At 60.8% G+C, this 16,354-nt stretch carries 15 protein-coding genes; 2 read left to right on the forward strand and 13 right to left on the reverse strand.

Features of this window, described 5'->3' with window-relative positions:
• Window positions 1–44: 44 nt before the first annotated feature.
• The 12 genes from M0814_RS13175 to M0814_RS13230 all read right to left on the reverse strand — a co-directional run bounded on the left by M0814_RS13175 (window position 45) and on the right by M0814_RS13230 (window position 12,565).
• On the reverse strand, window positions 45–674 hold the full coding sequence (locus M0814_RS13175; protein WP_103485219.1) for a class I SAM-dependent methyltransferase: 630 nt from the start codon (window positions 672–674) through the stop codon (window positions 45–47).
• A 169-nt stretch (window positions 675–843) separates the two neighbouring features.
• Window positions 844–1,488 (reverse strand): methionine ABC transporter permease, encoded by a 645-nt coding sequence (locus M0814_RS13180; RefSeq protein ID WP_003220597.1) that lies wholly within the window; start codon window positions 1,486–1,488, stop codon window positions 844–846.
• Entirely contained in the window at window positions 1,478–2,599 is a 1,122-nt protein-coding gene (locus M0814_RS13185; RefSeq protein ID WP_103485218.1) for an ATP-binding cassette domain-containing protein, read from the reverse strand. The genes M0814_RS13180 and M0814_RS13185 overlap by 11 nt, the downstream gene beginning before the upstream one ends.
• A 2-nt stretch (window positions 2,600–2,601) precedes the next feature.
• Window positions 2,602–3,411, reverse strand: coding sequence for a MetQ/NlpA family ABC transporter substrate-binding protein (locus tag M0814_RS13190; RefSeq protein WP_103485217.1), 810 nt, complete (start codon window positions 3,409–3,411; stop codon window positions 2,602–2,604).
• 126 nt (window positions 3,412–3,537) lie between these two features.
• A complete protein-coding gene (locus tag M0814_RS13195) occupies window positions 3,538–4,890 on the reverse strand; it encodes an LLM class flavin-dependent oxidoreductase (protein WP_103485216.1) in 1,353 nt (450 codons plus the stop codon).
• Window positions 4,890–6,083, reverse strand: a complete 1,194-nt coding sequence (locus tag M0814_RS13200) for an SfnB family sulfur acquisition oxidoreductase (RefSeq protein ID WP_103521963.1) — start codon at window positions 6,081–6,083, stop codon at window positions 4,890–4,892. The genes M0814_RS13195 and M0814_RS13200 overlap by 1 nt, the downstream gene beginning before the upstream one ends.
• Before the next feature lie 37 nt (window positions 6,084–6,120).
• On the reverse strand, window positions 6,121–7,362 hold the full coding sequence (locus tag M0814_RS13205; protein WP_112997808.1) for an SfnB family sulfur acquisition oxidoreductase: 1,242 nt from the start codon (window positions 7,360–7,362) through the stop codon (window positions 6,121–6,123).
• 399 nt (window positions 7,363–7,761) lie between these two features.
• Window positions 7,762–8,532: a hypothetical protein gene (locus tag M0814_RS13210; RefSeq protein ID WP_003220605.1), complete on the reverse strand. Its 771-nt coding sequence runs from the start codon at window positions 8,530–8,532 to the stop codon at window positions 7,762–7,764.
• A gap of 472 nt (window positions 8,533–9,004) precedes the next feature.
• On the reverse strand, window positions 9,005–9,754 hold the full coding sequence (gene tcyN, locus M0814_RS13215) for an L-cystine ABC transporter ATP-binding protein TcyN (protein ID WP_003220606.1): 750 nt from the start codon (window positions 9,752–9,754) through the stop codon (window positions 9,005–9,007).
• A 4-nt stretch (window positions 9,755–9,758) separates the two neighbouring features.
• Entirely contained in the window at window positions 9,759–10,424 is a 666-nt protein-coding gene (tcyL, locus tag M0814_RS13220) for a cystine ABC transporter permease (RefSeq protein WP_003220607.1), read from the reverse strand.
• On the reverse strand, window positions 10,424–11,224 hold the full coding sequence (gene tcyJ / locus M0814_RS13225; protein ID WP_003220608.1) for a cystine ABC transporter substrate-binding protein: 801 nt from the start codon (window positions 11,222–11,224) through the stop codon (window positions 10,424–10,426). The genes tcyL and tcyJ overlap by 1 nt, the downstream gene beginning before the upstream one ends.
• A 342-nt stretch (window positions 11,225–11,566) precedes the next feature.
• Window positions 11,567–12,565 (reverse strand): D-cysteine desulfhydrase, encoded by a 999-nt coding sequence (locus M0814_RS13230; protein WP_103485322.1) that lies wholly within the window; start codon window positions 12,563–12,565, stop codon window positions 11,567–11,569.
• Window positions 12,566–12,755: 190 nt separating this feature from the next.
• Here M0814_RS13230 and epsC point away from each other — a divergent pair, with 190 nt between their 5' ends.
• Together epsC and betT are read left to right on the forward strand one after the other, a co-directional pair.
• Window positions 12,756–13,682: a serine O-acetyltransferase EpsC gene (gene epsC / locus M0814_RS13235; RefSeq protein ID WP_003220610.1), complete on the forward strand. Its 927-nt coding sequence runs from the start codon at window positions 12,756–12,758 to the stop codon at window positions 13,680–13,682.
• A gap of 423 nt (window positions 13,683–14,105) precedes the next feature.
• The gene (gene betT, locus M0814_RS13240; protein ID WP_177434717.1) at window positions 14,106–16,067 is read left to right on the forward strand and encodes a choline transporter BetT; all 1,962 of its coding nucleotides are present in this window, start codon (window positions 14,106–14,108) and stop codon (window positions 16,065–16,067) included.
• A 24-nt stretch (window positions 16,068–16,091) separates the two neighbouring features.
• On the opposite strand, the gene M0814_RS13245 is transcribed toward betT, so the two are convergent.
• Window positions 16,092–16,352 carry a hypothetical protein gene (locus tag M0814_RS13245; RefSeq protein WP_003220613.1) on the reverse strand — a complete coding sequence of 87 codons (261 nt, stop codon included), beginning with the start codon at window positions 16,350–16,352 and terminating at the stop codon, window positions 16,092–16,094.
• Between the last annotated feature and the right edge of the window lie 2 nt (window positions 16,353–16,354).

Below are 16,354 nucleotides of genomic sequence, written 5' to 3' on the forward strand. Positions count from 1 at the left end.
TCCAACTGTGGGTGCGGGCTTGCTCGCGAAGGCGTCAGAACTGACTACGCAGATTTACGCCAGACACTGGCCAGCCAAGGCTGCTGCTCGCGCGGCAACCCCGCGGGCCGGTAGTAATGCTCAAGCTCGACAAACCCCGCTGCCGTCAGCAACCCGCGCCACGCCTCCAGGTCGTGATATGAGCCATAACGCGGCCCGTTCCAGCCCTCACGGTTATCCCCGCGCGGATTGGAACTGAACAACACCCCGCCCGGTTTCAACGTGCCATGCAGCTGCTTGAGCACTCGCGGCAACTCCTGCAACGGCACATGAAACAGCACCGCATTGGCGAAGATCCCGTCGAAGCGCTCGGCCGGCAGATCAAGTTTCAGAAAGTCCTGACACCACACTTCACAGCCACTGTCTGCCCGTGCCATTTGCGCGAATTGCTCTGCACCGTCGAGGCCGACCGCAACGTGGCCCATGCGGGTGAACGTGCGCAAGTCACGCCCCGGCCCACAGCCGAAATCGAGAATGGAGAACGGCGCCGTGCCCTGGATATGGCGAAGCAAGGCGTCGATGTTCTGGCTGACATCGTGATCGCGGGTGCCTTCGCGAAAGTCTTCGGCCACCGAGTTGTAGTGGCCGAGGGTGGTGGCGGTGATCTGTTCCAGATCGGTGGGGGTTTGCTTCATGGTCGAGGGCTGCGCGGCAGTTGGGATTCGCCGAATATACGCCAACCAGCGGGGCCGCTGCGCAGCCCATCGCGAGCAGGCTCGCTCCCTCAGGGGAACGCATTCCAAATGTGGGAGCGAGCCTGCTCGCGAAAGCGGTTTCAAAAGCGTCGAATGAGCCCTGCTGAAATCAGCGCTTGTTCAGGCCCCGCGCCAGACGATCCCCACCCAACTGAATCACCGCCACCAACGCCACCAGCAACACAATCACCGTCAGCATGATCTGGCTGTCAAAGCGCTGATAGCCGTAGCGATAAGCGATGTCGCCCAGCCCCCCGGCACCAATCGCCCCGGCCATGGCCGACGAGTTGATCATCGTCACCAGCGTAATCGTGAACCCGCCAACAATCCCCGGCAGCGCTTCAGGCAACAGCACATGCCAGACGATGTGCCAGCGTCGGCAGCCCATGGCCTGCGCGGCCTCGATCAATCCGTGATCGACCTCACGCAAACTCACTTCGGCAATCCGCGCAAAGAACGGCGTCGCGGCAATCGTCAGCGGCACCACCGCCGCCCACACACCGTACGTGGTGCCGACAATCAGCCGGGTGAACGGAATCAGCGCGACCATCAGAATCAGAAACGGGATCGAGCGGAACAGGTTGACGAACGCGCCCAACGCTTTGTTGAGTACGGGCGCTTCGTAGATTCCGCCCTTGTCGCTGGTGACCAGAATCACCGCCATCGGGATCCCCACCAGCAAGGCGATCAGCGATGACACGCCGACCATCAGGAAGGTGTCGATGAAACCCTGGAGCAAACGATCAAACCACATAACCCGATACCTCCACCCGTTGTGCCCACTGCGCGGCGCGCTCGCGCAATTGTTCGGCGCTCAAGGGTGAGCCGCTGACCGCTAACAACAATTGTCCCAGCGCGTGGCCCTGAATCCGTTCGACGCCGCCCTGCAGCAACTTCACCCGACCACCGAGGGCGGCGAAGAGGGCTGCCAGATCCGGCTCGTCGCCGGCACTGCCAGTGAACTGCAAACGCAGCACCACCGCTGCGCCCGGGGAGGGCGGCTGGGCATGCAGACGGCTTTGCAGTTCTTCCGGCAAGGCGTGTTGCAGCGGCGCGAGCAAGGTCTGGCTGACCTCGTGCTGCGGATTGCCGAACACCTCCCAGACGGGGCCCTGCTCGACGATCCGCCCGTGTTCCAGCACCACCACGCGGTCGCAGATTTCGCGGATCACCGCCATTTCGTGGGTGATCAAAACAATCGTCAGGCCCAGGCGCTGATTGATCTCGCGCAGCAGGCCGAGGATCGATTGGGTGGTCTCGGGATCAAGCGCCGAAGTGGCCTCGTCGCAGAGCAGAATGTCCGGGTCATGCACCAATGCGCGAGCGATGCCGACGCGCTGTTTCTGCCCGCCGGAAAGCTGCGCCGGGTAGGCCGTGTGCTTGGCTTGCAGGCCGACCAGTTCGAGCAGTTCACGGACCTTTTTTTCCCGCTGTTCCTTCGGCACGCCCGCGACTTTCAGGGGCAGTTCGACGTTCTGCCACACGGTCTTGGCCGACATCAGGTTGAAGTGCTGGAAGATCATGCCGATGCGCCGGCGCAGGGCGACCAGTCGGTCTTCGTCGAACTCGCCGATGTCGACCTGATCGATCAGCACCCGCCCCGAAGTCGGTTGCTCCAGACGATTGATCGTGCGGATCAGCGACGACTTGCCAGCGCCGCTGCGACCGATGATGCCGAACACCTCGCCGCGCTGGATCGCCAGATCGATGCCTTGCAGGGCCGCGACCGGGCCTTGCCGCCCCTCGTAGGTTTTACCCAGGCCGATGAAGCGCACGTGGGCGCGATTCAGCTCGGGATGCAGTTCGGTTTTTTCAGCATTTTTGGGCTCTGGAATATCCAGTCGCCGTTGGATCGCGGCGGTCATGCTCAGCTTTCCCAACCGGCCTGATACAGCTTGCCGTGAGCCTTATCCAGCGCGGCGCGAACAACCGGCGAGTGCTGATAGATGTCGACGAATTTGATCAGGCGCGGGTCGTTCTTGCTCTTGGGCTGGATCACGAACTGGATCACATATTCCTTGTGGTCGAGACCGTCGAACAGCAACGCCGAACCGGCGTCAAAAGTCTTCGCCAGACGGATGTAGGCCGGGTAGCCCTGGACCAGATCGGCGTCATCGTAGGCGCGCACCAGTTGCACGGCTTCGACTTGCAGGATCTTGATCTTCTTCGGGTTGGCAACGATGTCGTCTTCGGTGGCCTTGTAGCCGACCCCCGGTTTCAGGGTAATCAGACCGGCCTTGGCCAGCAGTTGCAGACCGCGACCGCTGTTGATCGGGTCGTTGGCGATGGCGACGCTGGCGCCTTCAGGCAACTCGTCGAAGCTTTTGTATTTTTTCGAATAGAGGCCGACGTTGTTGATGATCCCCGGGGCGAACGGCACCAGGTCAAAACCGGAGGCAGCCTTGGCATTTTCGAGGAACGGGATGTGCTGGAAGTAGTTCACGTCGATGTCGCCGGCGGCGAGGCTGACGTTCGGTGCGATCCAGTCGGTGAACTCCACCAGCTCGACTTTAAGGCCTTGTTTGGAGGCCTCTTCGACGGCGGCTTCCAGGGGAATGGCGAAGGCGGCGGTGGTGCCGATTTTCAATGGAGCGTCGGCAGCGAACACTGCCGAGCTGAACAGACCGAAGGCCAGGGCCAGTGCTTTGACTGGGTGGGACAGGAATTTCTGGGTCATGGTGTGGTTTCCAGTCAGTGCATGAATTTTGTGGTGTCTGGTCGGGCCTCATCGCTGGCAAGCCAGCTCCCACAGGTTTTGTGAACGCCACAGACCCTTGTGGGAGCTGGCTTGCCAGCGATGCTTTTAGCGGCGGTACGAAGAGCCGGTGTGTTGCTCAGGCAAATGCGCCTCACCGTGGAACAACTTCTCGCGCAAGCTGCCGTTGTCATACGCAGTCTTGTACGACCCGCGCCGTTGCAGCTCCGGAATCACCAGCTCAATGAAATCGACATAGCTTTCCGGGGTCACGATGCGCGTCAGGTTGAAGCCGTCGAGTCCCGTTTCAGCGATCCACGATTCCAGTTCATCCGCCACTTGCTCAGGCGAGCCGACCACGGTGATGTAGCGGCCACCGAGGGCGTGCTGCTCGAGCAATTTGCGCCGGGTCCAGTCGTTGTTCTGCAGGTTCTTGGTCGCGGACTGGATGGCATTGCTCTTGACGTACTGGATCGGTTCGTCGATTTCGTACTGGGAAAAGTCGATGCCGGTGGAGGCTGAGAAATGCGCGACGCCAGCCTCGGCGCTGGCATAACTCAGGTACTCGGCGTGCTTGGCCCACGCGGCTTCTTCGGTCGCGCCGACGATCACGTTGAGGCCCATGAACACCTTGATGTCCTCGGGATTGCGTCCGGCTTCGACGGCGCTGGCGCGGACCTTGTCCACCTGCACTTTGGTCGATGGCTTGTTCTGGCCGCTGATGAACACGCACTCGGCGTGACGCCCGGCGAACAGCAAACCACGATCGGAACTGCCAGCCTGGAACAGCACGGGTGTGCGCTGCGGCGACGGCTCGCAGAGGTGATAACCCTCGACCTGATAGAACTCGCCGTGGTGTTCGACCTTGTGCACCTTCTCCGGCTGCGCATAGATGCGCTGCTCACGGTCATTAAGCACCGCGCCGTTTTCCCAACTGCCTTCCCAGAGTTTGTAGAGCACTTCGAGGTATTCGTCGGCCTGATCGTAACGACGGTCATGCTCGACCTGTTCGCGCAGGCCCATGGCCTTGGCGGCGCTGTCGAGGTAACCGGTGACGATGTTCCAGCCGACCCTCCCACGGCTCAGATGATCGAGCGACGACATGCGACGGGCGAACAGATAGGGCGGTTCGTAGGTGAGGTTGGCGGTCAGGCCGAAGCCGAGGTTTTTCGTCACGGCGGCCATCGCCGACACCAGCAGCAGCGGGTCGTTGACCGGCAACTGGATCGACTCTTGGAGTGTGACGTCCACCGAGTTCTGGTAGACGTCGTACACGCCGACGATGTCGGCGATGAACAGCCCGTCGAACAAACCGCGCTCCAGCAACTGCGCCAGTTCTGTCCAGTATTCAATGGTGTTGTAGCGCGTCGAGGTATCGCGTGGATGCGTCCACAACCCGTGGTTGATGTGGCCGATGCAGTTCATGTTGAACGCGTTGAGCAGGATCTTTTTCTTGCTCATCAGATAGTGCCCCGCAGTGGCGGTTTTTCATCGTTGAGGTAGTAATTGCCCACCGCGTGATACTTCCAGCGCACCGGGTCGTGCAGGGTGTGCACCCGGGCGTTGCGCCAGTGGCGGTCGAGGCCGTGTTCGATCAGGGTCGCCTGACTGCCGGCCAGTTCGAACAGGGTGCTGCCGGCGGCGAGCGAGATTTCAGTGCTGATCGCCCGTGCTTCGGCGACGGCAATCGACGCGGCGGCGACGGTTTCGGCGTTGGTCTCGGCCTGGGCTTTGTCGAGGAATTCGCCAGAGCGCTCAAGCAGCGCTTCGGTGGCGTGCAGACGAATGCTCAAGTGGCCGAAACTCTTCAGGGTCAGCGGGTCTTCGGTGGCCTTGTCGTTGCCGGAGTCGATCCACGGCCGGGTCTTGCTGCGCACGAAGTGCAGGGCATCTTCATAAGCAGCGCGGGCGATGCCGGTATCGATGGCGGCGTGAAGAATCTGCGCCAGCGGGCCGACCGTGGTCGGGCGCTCGAAAGCGCTCTGGAACGGGATCACGTCCTCGGCAGCGACATAGACGTCTTCGAACACCACCGAACCGCTGCCGGTGGTGCGCTGGCCGAAGCCGCTCCAGTCGTCGATCACCGTCAGGCCTTGGCTGTCACGCGGGACGAAAGCCAGTTGCTGCACGCCGTTTTCATCGACGACGGAAGTCGGGATGCGCTGCGCGTAGATCGCGCCGGTCGCATAAAACTTGCGACCGTTGATGCGATAGCCGTCGCCGTCACGCTTGAGGCTGGTGACGCGGTCGTGAGCGGTTTTGGTGCCCAGTTCCGCCAGGGCGTTGCCGAAACGTTGACCGGCCAGCACCTCGGCGTACAGCCGTTGCTTCTGCTCGTGGCTGCCGTTAACGCGCAGCACTTCGAGGGCGTAGAAATGGTTCTGCGGAATCTGTCCGAGGGAGCCGTCGGCCTGAGCGATCAGGGCGATGACTTTGGCCAGGGTCACGTTGGACACACCGGCGCCGCCGTATTCCTTGGGCACGCTGATGCCCCAGAGGCCGGAGCGGGAAAACACGTCGAGTTCCGGCAGTGGCAGGCGGCGTTCACGGTCGCGCACGGCACTGTCGCGTTTGAAATCTTCGGCCAGGTCGCTGGCGACAATCAGGGCTTGCTCATCGCTGGTGATGACCGCGACGTGATGAGAATAAGTCATGTGTTTCTCCAGAGATCTGGTCAAAAGTGTGCGGTCGTTAAATCCAGGAATGGCGAGCCGGCAAAGTGCCGTTGAGGCGATAGGCGCCGACCGCGTGATACTTCCAGCGCACCGGGTCGTGCAGGGTGTGCACCCGGGCGTTGCGCCAGTGGCGATCAAGGTTGAATTCGGCGAGGGTCGCGCGGCTGCCGGCCAGCTCGAAGAGTTTTTCGCTGGCTTGCAGCGAGATCTCGGTGGTCAGCACTTTGGCTTCGGCTACCGCAATCGAAGCGCGGGCGGCGGACTCGGCGGTGAGCGGCGCGGCATGGACTTGGTCGAGCACTTTGCCGGCCTTGCGCAGCAGCGCTTCGGCGGCGTGCAGTTCGATTTTCAGTTTGCCGATGTCGGCGATCACGTAGAGGTCATCGCTGGCGCGTTCGACCTTGGCGTCGATCCATGGCCGCGCGCGGGTTTTGACGAATTCGATGGCGTCGTCGATAGCGCCACGGGCAATGCCGGCGTCGATGGCCGCCTGAATCAGCTGCGACACGGCGCCTTGGGTATTCGGCTTCTCGTTGATCTTCCAGTTGTCGACCACCAGGCTCGACTCGACCCGCACATTGTTCAGCAGAATCGTGCCGCTGGCGGTGGTGCGCTGACCGAAACCCGACCAGTCATCAACGATGCGCAGACCCGGGGTGCCACGGCGGACGAAGGCCAGCACTTGCTTGCCGTCGTCATTGAGCGCCTTGACCGCCACCCAGTGCGCGAACAGCGCGCCGGTGGAATAGAACTTCTGGCCGTTGATCACGTAGTCATCGCCGTCGGCGGTGATGCGGGCTTTCAATTCCAGAGTATTTTTGGTGCCGCGCTCAGGGCCGGCATTGCCGATGCGCCAGCCTTCCAGAACACTCTGGAACAGCTGCTTTTTCTGCGCCTCGGTGGCGCTGCCGAGTACCAGGTTGATGATGCCGAACTGGTTCTGCGGGATCTGTCCCAGCGCCGGGTCGGCTGCGGAAATGATCGCGAATACCTCGGCCAGGGTGACGAATGAAACTTGTGGGCCACCGTATTCGCGCGGGATCGCAATGCTGCCCAGTCCGCTGCGGGTGAACTGTTCGATTTCCGACCATGGCAGCTTGCGCTGGCGGTCGCGCTTGGCGGCCTGCACACGGGCAACCTGCGCCAGTTCGTGGGCAGCCTTGATGGCTTGGGCGTCGTTGCGCAAGACCTGCGCGGGCAACAACAGTGGGGCGATGTCCAGATCAGACTGGACGTTTGCATCGGCCAGACTGGACATCAATGCCGCTCCTTGGCTGCACGCAATGCCCTGGCGATCTGCACTGGGGTGATTGTGTTCCGGACCATACTACCTACCTCACATCTCATGAAAAACGCCGCAAAAGTGCGGCGAACGAAAGAATGTCCGGTGGTCCGGTTCATATACCCTAAGCGTGTATAAATATTAAATAAACTAACTTTTAGGAATATGTATAGAAGGGGTGGTGGTCGGGTTGGTTAACAACTTTGTTTCGGTGACTGGAGTCTGTGGCAAGGACGCTTGTCGAATCCTCGCACCGTCCCGTTCGGCTGCGCAGCAGTCGCGAAACCTGATCCCACCTTTCATTTGAATGAACGCGGTGCGCAGGTCTGGGGGCGCTTCGCACCCCAGCGGGAGCAAGCTCCCTCGCCACAAGGTTCAGCGTTCTTCTTGGCGTGATTCAGCGGCCTTCAGCTCCTGGCGCAGCGGCACCTTCAGATAAGGGTTCACACAGCCGATCTTCAGCGTTCGAGGCGGTGCCCAGCGCGAGTTGTTGCCCACCCAGTCGAGGACGCAATAGGTCACATCCAGGCGCAGATCCTCACCTCCCTCGACGATCACCGCCGGTGGCACCCAGACCTGGATCGGCAGGCCGATATCGGCGGCGGTGATCGGTGCCAGGTCCATTCGCACGTCGCCCCAGCGCAAGGTGATTGCGTCATCCTCGGCCATGTTCAGGTAGGGTTCGATGGTCAGGGGCACACCGCGTTTGATCTGATTGGGGTTCACGCCCTGACGGCGGATGGTGTCGGGAAACGTGACTGGCGCGAGTTGTTGATTTTCATCACCGCACAACGGCGAAGGCTGGCCGCCGGGGCAGTCGAGCTTGACCTGCACCCGGGTTGCCGCCGACAGCGCCGGTCCCTGGCCGATCTGCATCACCCGATAATGAATCCGCGCGGTGCCACTGGCGATGAAACTCTCCGGCACCCGCAGGCTGACCGTTGCGCCAAGATCCTCACTGGTCAGGACCCGCGAGGCGACGTAACAGTTGTTCCAGAACAGTTCGATCAGATCGCCAACGTCCATGCCGGGGTAGGGCATGACATCAATCAGCAAGTGCGCGGCAGCGGCCAGGTTGATGGCGTTTTTCTGCGCGGATGCGAGGTTCGGCGCTGCCAGTTCGGGGGTAGGCGAAGTGCGGGTCATCGGGTTCTCTCCTTGAAGTCTTGCGGCGAAGTCCGTTTCTTGAAAAAACAAAAGGCGTGATGAATCGGTAATGCAGCCATGAACTTTTGTTCGGGCTGAGTACGGATTGATTCAACTAATGGGTGCCGGTTGGCGACTAGATAAGAGCGTGCGGGAAAGAGTGTCAATAGAGCGCCTTAGTTAATCCATGAATTACGGATTAATCAGAAGCTTCCTACGATGATGAGGCATGCTGCCTAGCGTTGATTGCGAATGGAACTACGGTTTTTCGCGAGTTTTTGCGATTTTTGTGCGGGCTCATCCAGTTAATTTCACAGGCACGCAAGCGCGCCTCAGATTAGTTGTATCTGTTGCAGAACATATATGAATTGTTTTGACAGGTTTAAGATTGGAGCGGTTTAGATGTTTTTTTCAAATCGGGGGAAGTATAACTTCCATCCATGGAAGTTAATGATGCAAAACAATGATGTTCTCAGGCGTGATTCAGAAACTTGCTGAGAAACTGTTGGGTGCGCTCTTCTTTCGGGTTGGCAAACAACGCCTTGGCTTCGCCTTGCTCGACGATCACGCCCTTGTCGAAAAACACCACACGGTTGGCCACGTCGCGGGCGAAACCCATTTCGTGGGTGACGATGACCATGGTGCGTTTTTCTTCAGCGAGACCGCGAATGGTCGCCAGCACTTCGCCCACCAGTTCCGGGTCGAGGGCCGAGGTCGGCTCGTCGAACAGGATCACTTCCGGCTCCATCGCCAGCGCCCGGGCAATCGCCACGCGCTGTTGCTGACCGCCGGACAGACGACGCGGATACGCATCTTCCTTGCCGGCCAGACCAACCTTGGCCAGCAGCTTCATGCCCAGGGCAACGGCTTGCTCGCGCGGCATCTTCTTGACCACGATCGGTCCTTCGATGACGTTTTCCAGTGCGGTGCGGTGGGGGAACAGGTTGAAGTTCTGGAACACGAAACCCACGTGCTGGCGCAGGTTGCGCACCAGACTCTGCTGCTGGCTCAGCGGGCGGCTGGTATCGATTTCGATATCGCCGACCTTGATCCGGCCGCTGGTGGGTTGTTCAAGGAAGTTCAGGCAGCGCAGGAACGTGGTTTTACCCGAACCGCTGGGGCCGATGATGGCCACGACCTCGCCTTCCTTCACCTCAAGATCGATGCCTTTGAGCACCTCTTGACCCTTGAACTGCTTTGTCAGTTTTTCCACGACAATCATGGGGTCAGGACTCCTGGTCGTGCCGATTGGCCCGCTCTTCCAACTTGTTCTGCAGGTGCGACAGCACCGTGGCCAGAATCCAGTAGATCAGTGCGGCGGCAAGATACATGGTGAAGACTTCGAAAGTCCGGGCGGTAATCAGTTGCGCCTGGCGGAACAGTTCCGGCACCTGAATGGTGGCGGCCAGTGCCGTGTCCTTGACCAGCGAAATGAAGCTGTTGCCCAGCGGCGGCAGCGCCGTGCGCATCGCTTGCGGCAGGATGGCCCGGCGCAAGGTCTGCGCACGGGTCATGCCGATGCTCGCAGCGGCTTCCCACTGACCACGCTCGATCGAACCGATCGCGGCCCGCAGGATTTCACAGGCGTAGGCGGCCATGTTCAGCGAGAAGCCGATCAGCGCTGCCGGGAGCGGATCCAGTTCCAGACCCAATTGCGGCAAGCCGTAATAGATCACGAACAGTTGCACCAGCAACGGCGTGCCGCGAAAGAACGACACGTAGATGCGGGCAATCCAGCTCACCAGTTTGAAGCGCGACAGGCGCATCAAGGCCAGGCCGAAGCCCAGCAGCAAGCCGAAGAACATGCCGCCCAGACTGAGGATGACCGTGTAGTACGCGCCCTTGAGCAGAAAGGGCGCGGAGTCCAGTGCGAGTTGGAAAGCTTCTTCCATTATTTGGTGACGTCAGCTTGGAAGTATTTTTCCGAGATCTTCGCCAGGGTACCGTCGGCACGCAGCTCATCGAGAGCCTTGTTCACCGCAGCCAGCAGTTCAGGCTCGCCTTTGCGCAGGGCGATACCGGATTCCTGACGGGAGAACGCTTGACCGGCAGCCACGGTTTTCGGGGCTTTTTTGGCGTATTCAAGCGCAGCCAGACGGTCGATCAGGATGGCGTCGGTGCGGCCGTTGTTCAGGTCGGCGAACTTGGTCGGATCATCATCGTAGGTACGCACGTCAGCGCCCGGCACATTGGCGCGGACCCATTGTTCGTAGTTGGTGCCCAGGCCGACACCGACTTTCTTGCCGGACAGGTCGGCAGCAGTCTTGATGTTCAGCGCGGCTTCCTTGCTCTTCAGCACCAGCGCCTGAATCCCGGAAATGGTGTACGGCTCGGAGAAGTCATACTTCTTCTTGCGCTCGTCGGAGATAGTCACCTGGTTGACCACGATGTCCAGACGCTTGGATTCCAGCGCTGCGAGAATGCCGTCCCACTTGGTCGGCTGAATCTTGGCTTTGACGCCCAGCTTTTTCGCCAGGGCTTCGGAAAGCTCGACTTCGAAACCGGACAGCTTGCCGTCGGCGTCAACGAAGCTGAACGGTGGGTAAGTGCCTTCCAGGCCGACGTTGATAACGCCTTTGTCCTTGATCTGTTGCAGTTGCTCACCGGCGGTTGCCTGGCCGATCAGGCCGGCGCTCAGTGCAAGGCCCAGCGAACCTACCAGCAGATTGCGACGTAGTGCGGAAAAATTCATGACAAGCCCCTGTGTTTTCTTATGGAAGACGCTTAAGGAAAGTTGGCGAATTCGGGATTTGAGCGACTGCGTTATCGTGCCCTAAAGCAGCTTATGCGTCTTGCCCGAAATTCGCCTGCGGCGAGACTATAAGATGTCTGCTTTAGACTTGAAAATACTTAATATCTAATTTGATATTCATATATGGAATATGTGGCTTTTACCTGTGGCGAGGGAGCTTGCTCCCGCCCGACTGCGCAGCAGTCGCAATACCTTCCGCCAGTGTTCAACTGAAAATGGGGAAGCAAGTTTGGGGGCGCTGCGCGCCCCAGCGGGAGCAAGCTCCCTCGCCACAAAGGCGCTTCAACCGCTCAAAGCGTCCTTGTAGGCAAACAACGCCGGCGCCCCACCGGTGTGCAGGAAGATGATCGGGCCATCGTCGAAACGCTGGCGGCCGATCCCGTCGAGCAACCCGGCCATGGCCTTGCCGGTGTACACCGGATCGAGCAGCACCGCGTCCTGACTGGCCAACAGTTTCACCGCCGCCAGTGTCCCGGCATTCGGCTCGCCGTAACGCGGGCCGAAGTATTCGTCCCACAACTCGACCTTGAAGCTCTCCGGCAATTTCACGCCCAGCAGGTCTGCCGTGCGTTCGGCCAGGCCCTGCACTTTTGGTCGCTGATCTTCCTCAGTGCGCGATACGGTCACGCCGATCACTGGCAATTTCGGCAGTGCTTCGCTCAAGGCCAATGCCAGACCGCTGTGGGTCCCGGCGCTGCCCGAGGCCAGCACCACGGCGGCGAAATCGAGGCCGGTGTCCTTGATCTGCTCGGCCAGTTCCAGACCGGCACGCACGTAGCCCAATGCACCGAGAGCATTCGAGCCACCGATCGGCACCAGATACGGTTTCTTGCCATTGCTGCGCAGGCGCACGGCGAGTGCGGCGAGTTGTTCGTCGGCGTTATCGAGGTTGTCCACCAGCTCGACCTTGGTGTCGAACAGATCCAGCAGCAGGCGGTTGCCGTTGCCGGTGTAGTTGCTGTCGTCGGTGCCCAGCGGATTTTCCAGCAGCGCCACGCACCCCAGGCCGAGTTTGGCCGCCAGCGCGGCGGTCTGGCGCACGTGGTTCGATTGCAGGGCGCCGGCGGTGATCAGCGTGTCGGCGCCCTGGGCGAGGGCATCGGCGGCGAGGTATTCGAGTTTGCGCAGCTTGTTGCCGCCCATGGCCAGCGGCGTCAGGTCATCGCGTTTGATGTACACCTCGCGGCCCAGCCAAGCGGACAGGCGTTCGAGTTTTTCCAGCGGCGTGGGTTGGCCGAGCAGGTCGAGACGGTTAAAGCGATCCAGCTGTTGTTTGATCATGAGCCCGTACTGGCGGAGAAAGATGACAGGACTATAGGCACGCCGTTTTACCGGGGCAACCGTGAATCGCTTATAGCCAAATGTGCTTAGCCCAGCACTATCGGTTCTTAATTCGCCTTCGTTGGCATGCCGTAAAGTAGTCGCCGTTGACGCGGCCCGACCGTCCGGCCGCCCGTGAGGAGTCTTTACCGTGAGCGAGCGTTCCAGCCATTGGCAATTGCAGACCATCGTCAGCCAACTGCGTACCGCGCGGGATCAGTGGCGTACCCAGAATGGCCGGGCCAGCGGCGAGCAGGGTGGCCGCGAGTTACCGTCTCGCGCCGCGATGGCAGAGATTCTCGAGGCGCTGTGTGGCGCGTTGTTCCCGATGCGTCTGGGGCCGGTGGACCTGCGTGAGGAGAGTGAGGACTTCTATGTCGGGCATACCCTCGATGCGGCCCTGAATGCGTTGCTGGGGCAAGCGCGGCTGGAGTTGCGTTATGTCGCCCGGCACAGCGCTCAAGGTGACGCTGACGTCGAAGCTCAGGCGATCCGCATCATTCAGGATTTCGCGCTGGCCTTGCCGGGCCTGCGCAGCCTGCTCGACACCGACGTGCTGGCCGCCTATCACGGTGATCCGGCGGCGCGCAGTGTCGATGAAGTGCTGCTCTGCTATCCAGGGATTCTGGCGGTGATTCACCATCGTCTGGCGCACCATTTGTATCGCGCCGGGTTGCCGTTGCTGGCGCGGATCAGCGCGGAGATTGCGCACTCGGCCACCGGTATCGATATCCACCCGGGCGCGCAGATCGGCCGCAGTTTCTTCATCGACCACGGCACGGGTGTGGTGATCGGCGAGACCGCGATCATCGGCGAGCGGGTGCGGATCTATCAGGCTGTGACCCTCGGGGCCAAGCGCTTCCCGGCGGATGAAGACGGGCAGTTGCAGAAGGGCCATCCACGGCACCCGATTGTCGAGGACGACGTGGTGATCTATGCCGGGGCGACGATTCTCGGGCGGATCACCATCGGCCAGGGTTCGACCATTGGCGGCAACGTCTGGCTGACGCGCAGCGTGCCGGCGGGGAGCAACCTGACGCAGGCCAATCTGCAGCATGATGACGGCACGCAGAAGTAAGATTCCAGTTCGTTTGTGGCGAGGGAGCTTGCTCCCGCTGGACTGCGCAGCGGTCCCAATCCGGCGTTAGTCGCAATTGGGAGTCCTGCGGCCTCCAGCGGGAGCAAGCTCCCTCGCCACAATTTACCCATCAATTCAGGTTGATGGCATTCAGCCAATTCTCCATTGAACGAATCCCCTCAAACCCGCGTCATACCCCTCCTTGGGCTACTGTAGGAAAACTACCGCCTGGCCCTGCGATTAGTCCTTAGCGCCCTATCCATGTTTAACTTGAACGTTCATTCAAGTTAAACCGGTGGTTCGCTGCCCGCTCACAACAGGAGGCTTGCCTTTGCTGAGTCCGATCATTTCAGCCACGTTTCAACCCCTCGAGGTGCACGTTTCATGAGTGCATCGTCTACCCCCGCCAGCGGTCTGGTACGCATGAATCCGCCGGTGTTCTACTTCGCCGCGACGGTCATTCTGCTGTTTGGTCTGGTTGTCATCGCCATGCCGGAGCAGGCCGGTGCCTGGCTGCTGCAAGCGCAAAACTGGGCGGCCAACACGGTCGGCTGGTACTACATGCTCGCGATGACGCTGTATCTGGTCTTCGTGGTGGTCACCGCGTTATCGGGCTACGGCAAGATCAAACTCGGTGCCGACCACGACGAACCCGAGTTCAGTTACCTGTCCTGGGCCGGCATGCTGTTTGCCGCCGGGATCAGCATCACGCTGTTTTTCTTTTGTGTCTCTGAACCGCTGACGCACATGCTCCAGCCGCCACAAGGCGAGGCCGGCACGGCGGACGCGGCGCGGCAGGCGATGCAGATTCTGTTTCTGCACTGGGGCCTGCACGGCTGGGGCGTGTTCGCTTTCGTCGGCATGGCGCTGGCGTACTTCGCCTACCGGCATAACCTGCCACTGGCGTTGCGCTCGGCGCTGTATCCGCTGATCGGCAAACGCATCAACGGCCCCATCGGTTACGCAGTGGACGGCTTCGGCATCATCGCCACGGTGTTCGGTCTGGGTGCCGACATGGGCTTCGGCGTGCTGCACCTCAACTCCGGTCTGGACTACCTGTTCGGCGTCGCTCACACCCAGTGGATTCAGGTCGGCCTGATCACGCTGATGATGGGCGCGGCGATCATCGTCGCCGTGTCGGGTGTGGATAAAGGTGTGCGGGTGATGTCCGACATCAACATGCTGCTGGCCTGTGCGCTGCTGCTGTTCGTGTTGTTCGCCGGCCCTACCCAGCACCTGCTCAACACCCTGATCCAGAATCTCGGCGATTACCTCGGCGCGCTGCCGATGAAGAGTTTCGACCTCTACGCCTACGACAAACCAAGCGACTGGCTCGGTGGCTGGACGGTGTTCTACTGGGCCTGGTGGATCGCATGGTCGCCGTTCGTGGGCCTGTTCATCGCACGGATTTCCCGTGGTCGGACCATCCGTGAATTCGTCTTCGGCGTGCTGTTGATTCCGCTCGGCTTCACTCTGGCGTGGATGTCGATCTTCGGCAACAGCGCCATCGATCAGGTGCTCAACCACGGCATGTCGGCGCTGGGTATGTCGGCCATCGACAACCCGTCGATGACCCTCTACCTGCTGCTGGAAACCTACCCGTGGAGCAAGACCGTCATTGCGGTGACGGTGTTCATCAGCTTCGTGTTTTTCGTCACTTCCGCCGATTCCGGCACCGTGGTGCTCTCGACCCTGTCGGCCAAGGGCGGCAACCCGGATGAAGACGGGCCTAAGTGGCTGCGGGTGTTCTGGGGCGCGATGACGGCGCTGATCACCAGTGCGCTGCTGTTCTCCGGCAGTATCGATGCGCTGAAGTCAGCGGTGGTGCTGACCTCGCTGCCGTTCTCGCTGATTCTGTTGCTGATGATGTGGGGGCTGCACAAGGCGTTCTATCTGGAATCGCAGAAGCAGATCGCGCAATTGCATTCGCTGGCACCGGTCTCCGGTTCGCGGCGTGGCAAGGGTGGCTGGCGCCAGCGTCTGAGTCAGGCGGTGCACTTCCCGTCGCGCGACGAGGTGTACCGCTTCATGGACACCACGGTGCGTCCGGCGATTGAAGAAGTGACGGCGGTATTCGTCGAGAAGGGCTTGAACGTGGTCACCCAGCCGGATCCGGCGCACGACAACATCAGCCTGGAAATCGGCCACGGCGAGCAGCATCCGTTCATCTACCAAGTGCAGATGCGCGGCTATTTCACGCCGTCGTTCGCCCGGGGTGGCATGGGTTCCAAGCAGCTCAACAACCGCCGCTATTACCGCGCTGAAGTGCACTTGAGCGAGGGCAGTCAGGACTACGATCTGGTCGGCTACACCAAAGAGCAGATCATCAACGACATCCTCGACCAGTACGAACGCCACATGCAGTTCCTGCATCTGGTGCGTTGATCGGCAACTGAGCGCCGGGACGTTTCACGACTCGGCGCTCAGCACCATGAACAACACCATCGCCGCCATCGGCACCCCGAACACCGCACTGCCTACCGCGATTTCCGACCCCAGCGGCTGCCCGGCATGCACCACCCCCACCGCACCATTGATCACCGTCAACGCCAGCCACAGCGCGGCGAAACTGTAGGCCAGCGTTTGTCGGCTGAAGCCAACGCGCTCGCCGATGTAGAGCATCAGGGCGAGCAGGACCAGGCCGAAGAAGATGATGATTGCGGTGTGCATAG

The organism is Pseudomonas sp. MWU12-2020 (assembly GCF_023100605.1).
GTDB classification, from domain to species: Bacteria; Pseudomonadota; Gammaproteobacteria; order Pseudomonadales; family Pseudomonadaceae; genus Aquipseudomonas; species Aquipseudomonas fluorescens_H.

Bases quoted from the DNA above. Each gene is read 5' to 3' on its own strand.
- M0814_RS13175 (WP_103485219.1), bottom strand. From the start codon at position 674: ATGAAGCAAACCCCCACCGATCTGGAACAGATCACCGCCACCACCCTC.
- M0814_RS13180 (WP_003220597.1), bottom strand. From the start codon at position 1,488: ATGTGGTTTGATCGTTTGCTCCAGGGTTTCATCGACACCTTCCTGATG.
- M0814_RS13185 (WP_103485218.1), bottom strand. From the start codon at position 2,599: ATGACCGCCGCGATCCAACGGCGACTGGATATTCCAGAGCCCAAAAAT.
- M0814_RS13190 (WP_103485217.1), bottom strand. From the start codon at position 3,411: ATGACCCAGAAATTCCTGTCCCACCCAGTCAAAGCACTGGCCCTGGCC.
- M0814_RS13195 (WP_103485216.1), bottom strand. From the start codon at position 4,890: ATGAGCAAGAAAAAGATCCTGCTCAACGCGTTCAACATGAACTGCATC.
- M0814_RS13200 (WP_103521963.1), bottom strand. From the start codon at position 6,083: ATGACTTATTCTCATCACGTCGCGGTCATCACCAGCGATGAGCAAGCC.
- M0814_RS13205 (WP_112997808.1), bottom strand. From the start codon at position 7,362: ATGTCCAGTCTGGCCGATGCAAACGTCCAGTCTGATCTGGACATCGCC.
- M0814_RS13210 (WP_003220605.1), bottom strand. From the start codon at position 8,532: ATGACCCGCACTTCGCCTACCCCCGAACTGGCAGCGCCGAACCTCGCA.
- tcyN (WP_003220606.1), bottom strand. From the start codon at position 9,754: ATGATTGTCGTGGAAAAACTGACAAAGCAGTTCAAGGGTCAAGAGGTG.
- tcyL (WP_003220607.1), bottom strand. From the start codon at position 10,424: ATGGAAGAAGCTTTCCAACTCGCACTGGACTCCGCGCCCTTTCTGCTC.
- tcyJ (WP_003220608.1), bottom strand. From the start codon at position 11,224: ATGAATTTTTCCGCACTACGTCGCAATCTGCTGGTAGGTTCGCTGGGC.
- M0814_RS13230 (WP_103485322.1), bottom strand. From the start codon at position 12,565: ATGATCAAACAACAGCTGGATCGCTTTAACCGTCTCGACCTGCTCGGC.
- betT (WP_177434717.1), top strand. From the start codon at position 14,106: ATGAATCCGCCGGTGTTCTACTTCGCCGCGACGGTCATTCTGCTGTTT.
- M0814_RS13245 (WP_003220613.1), bottom strand. From the start codon at position 16,352: ATGCACACCGCAATCATCATCTTCTTCGGCCTGGTCCTGCTCGCCCTG.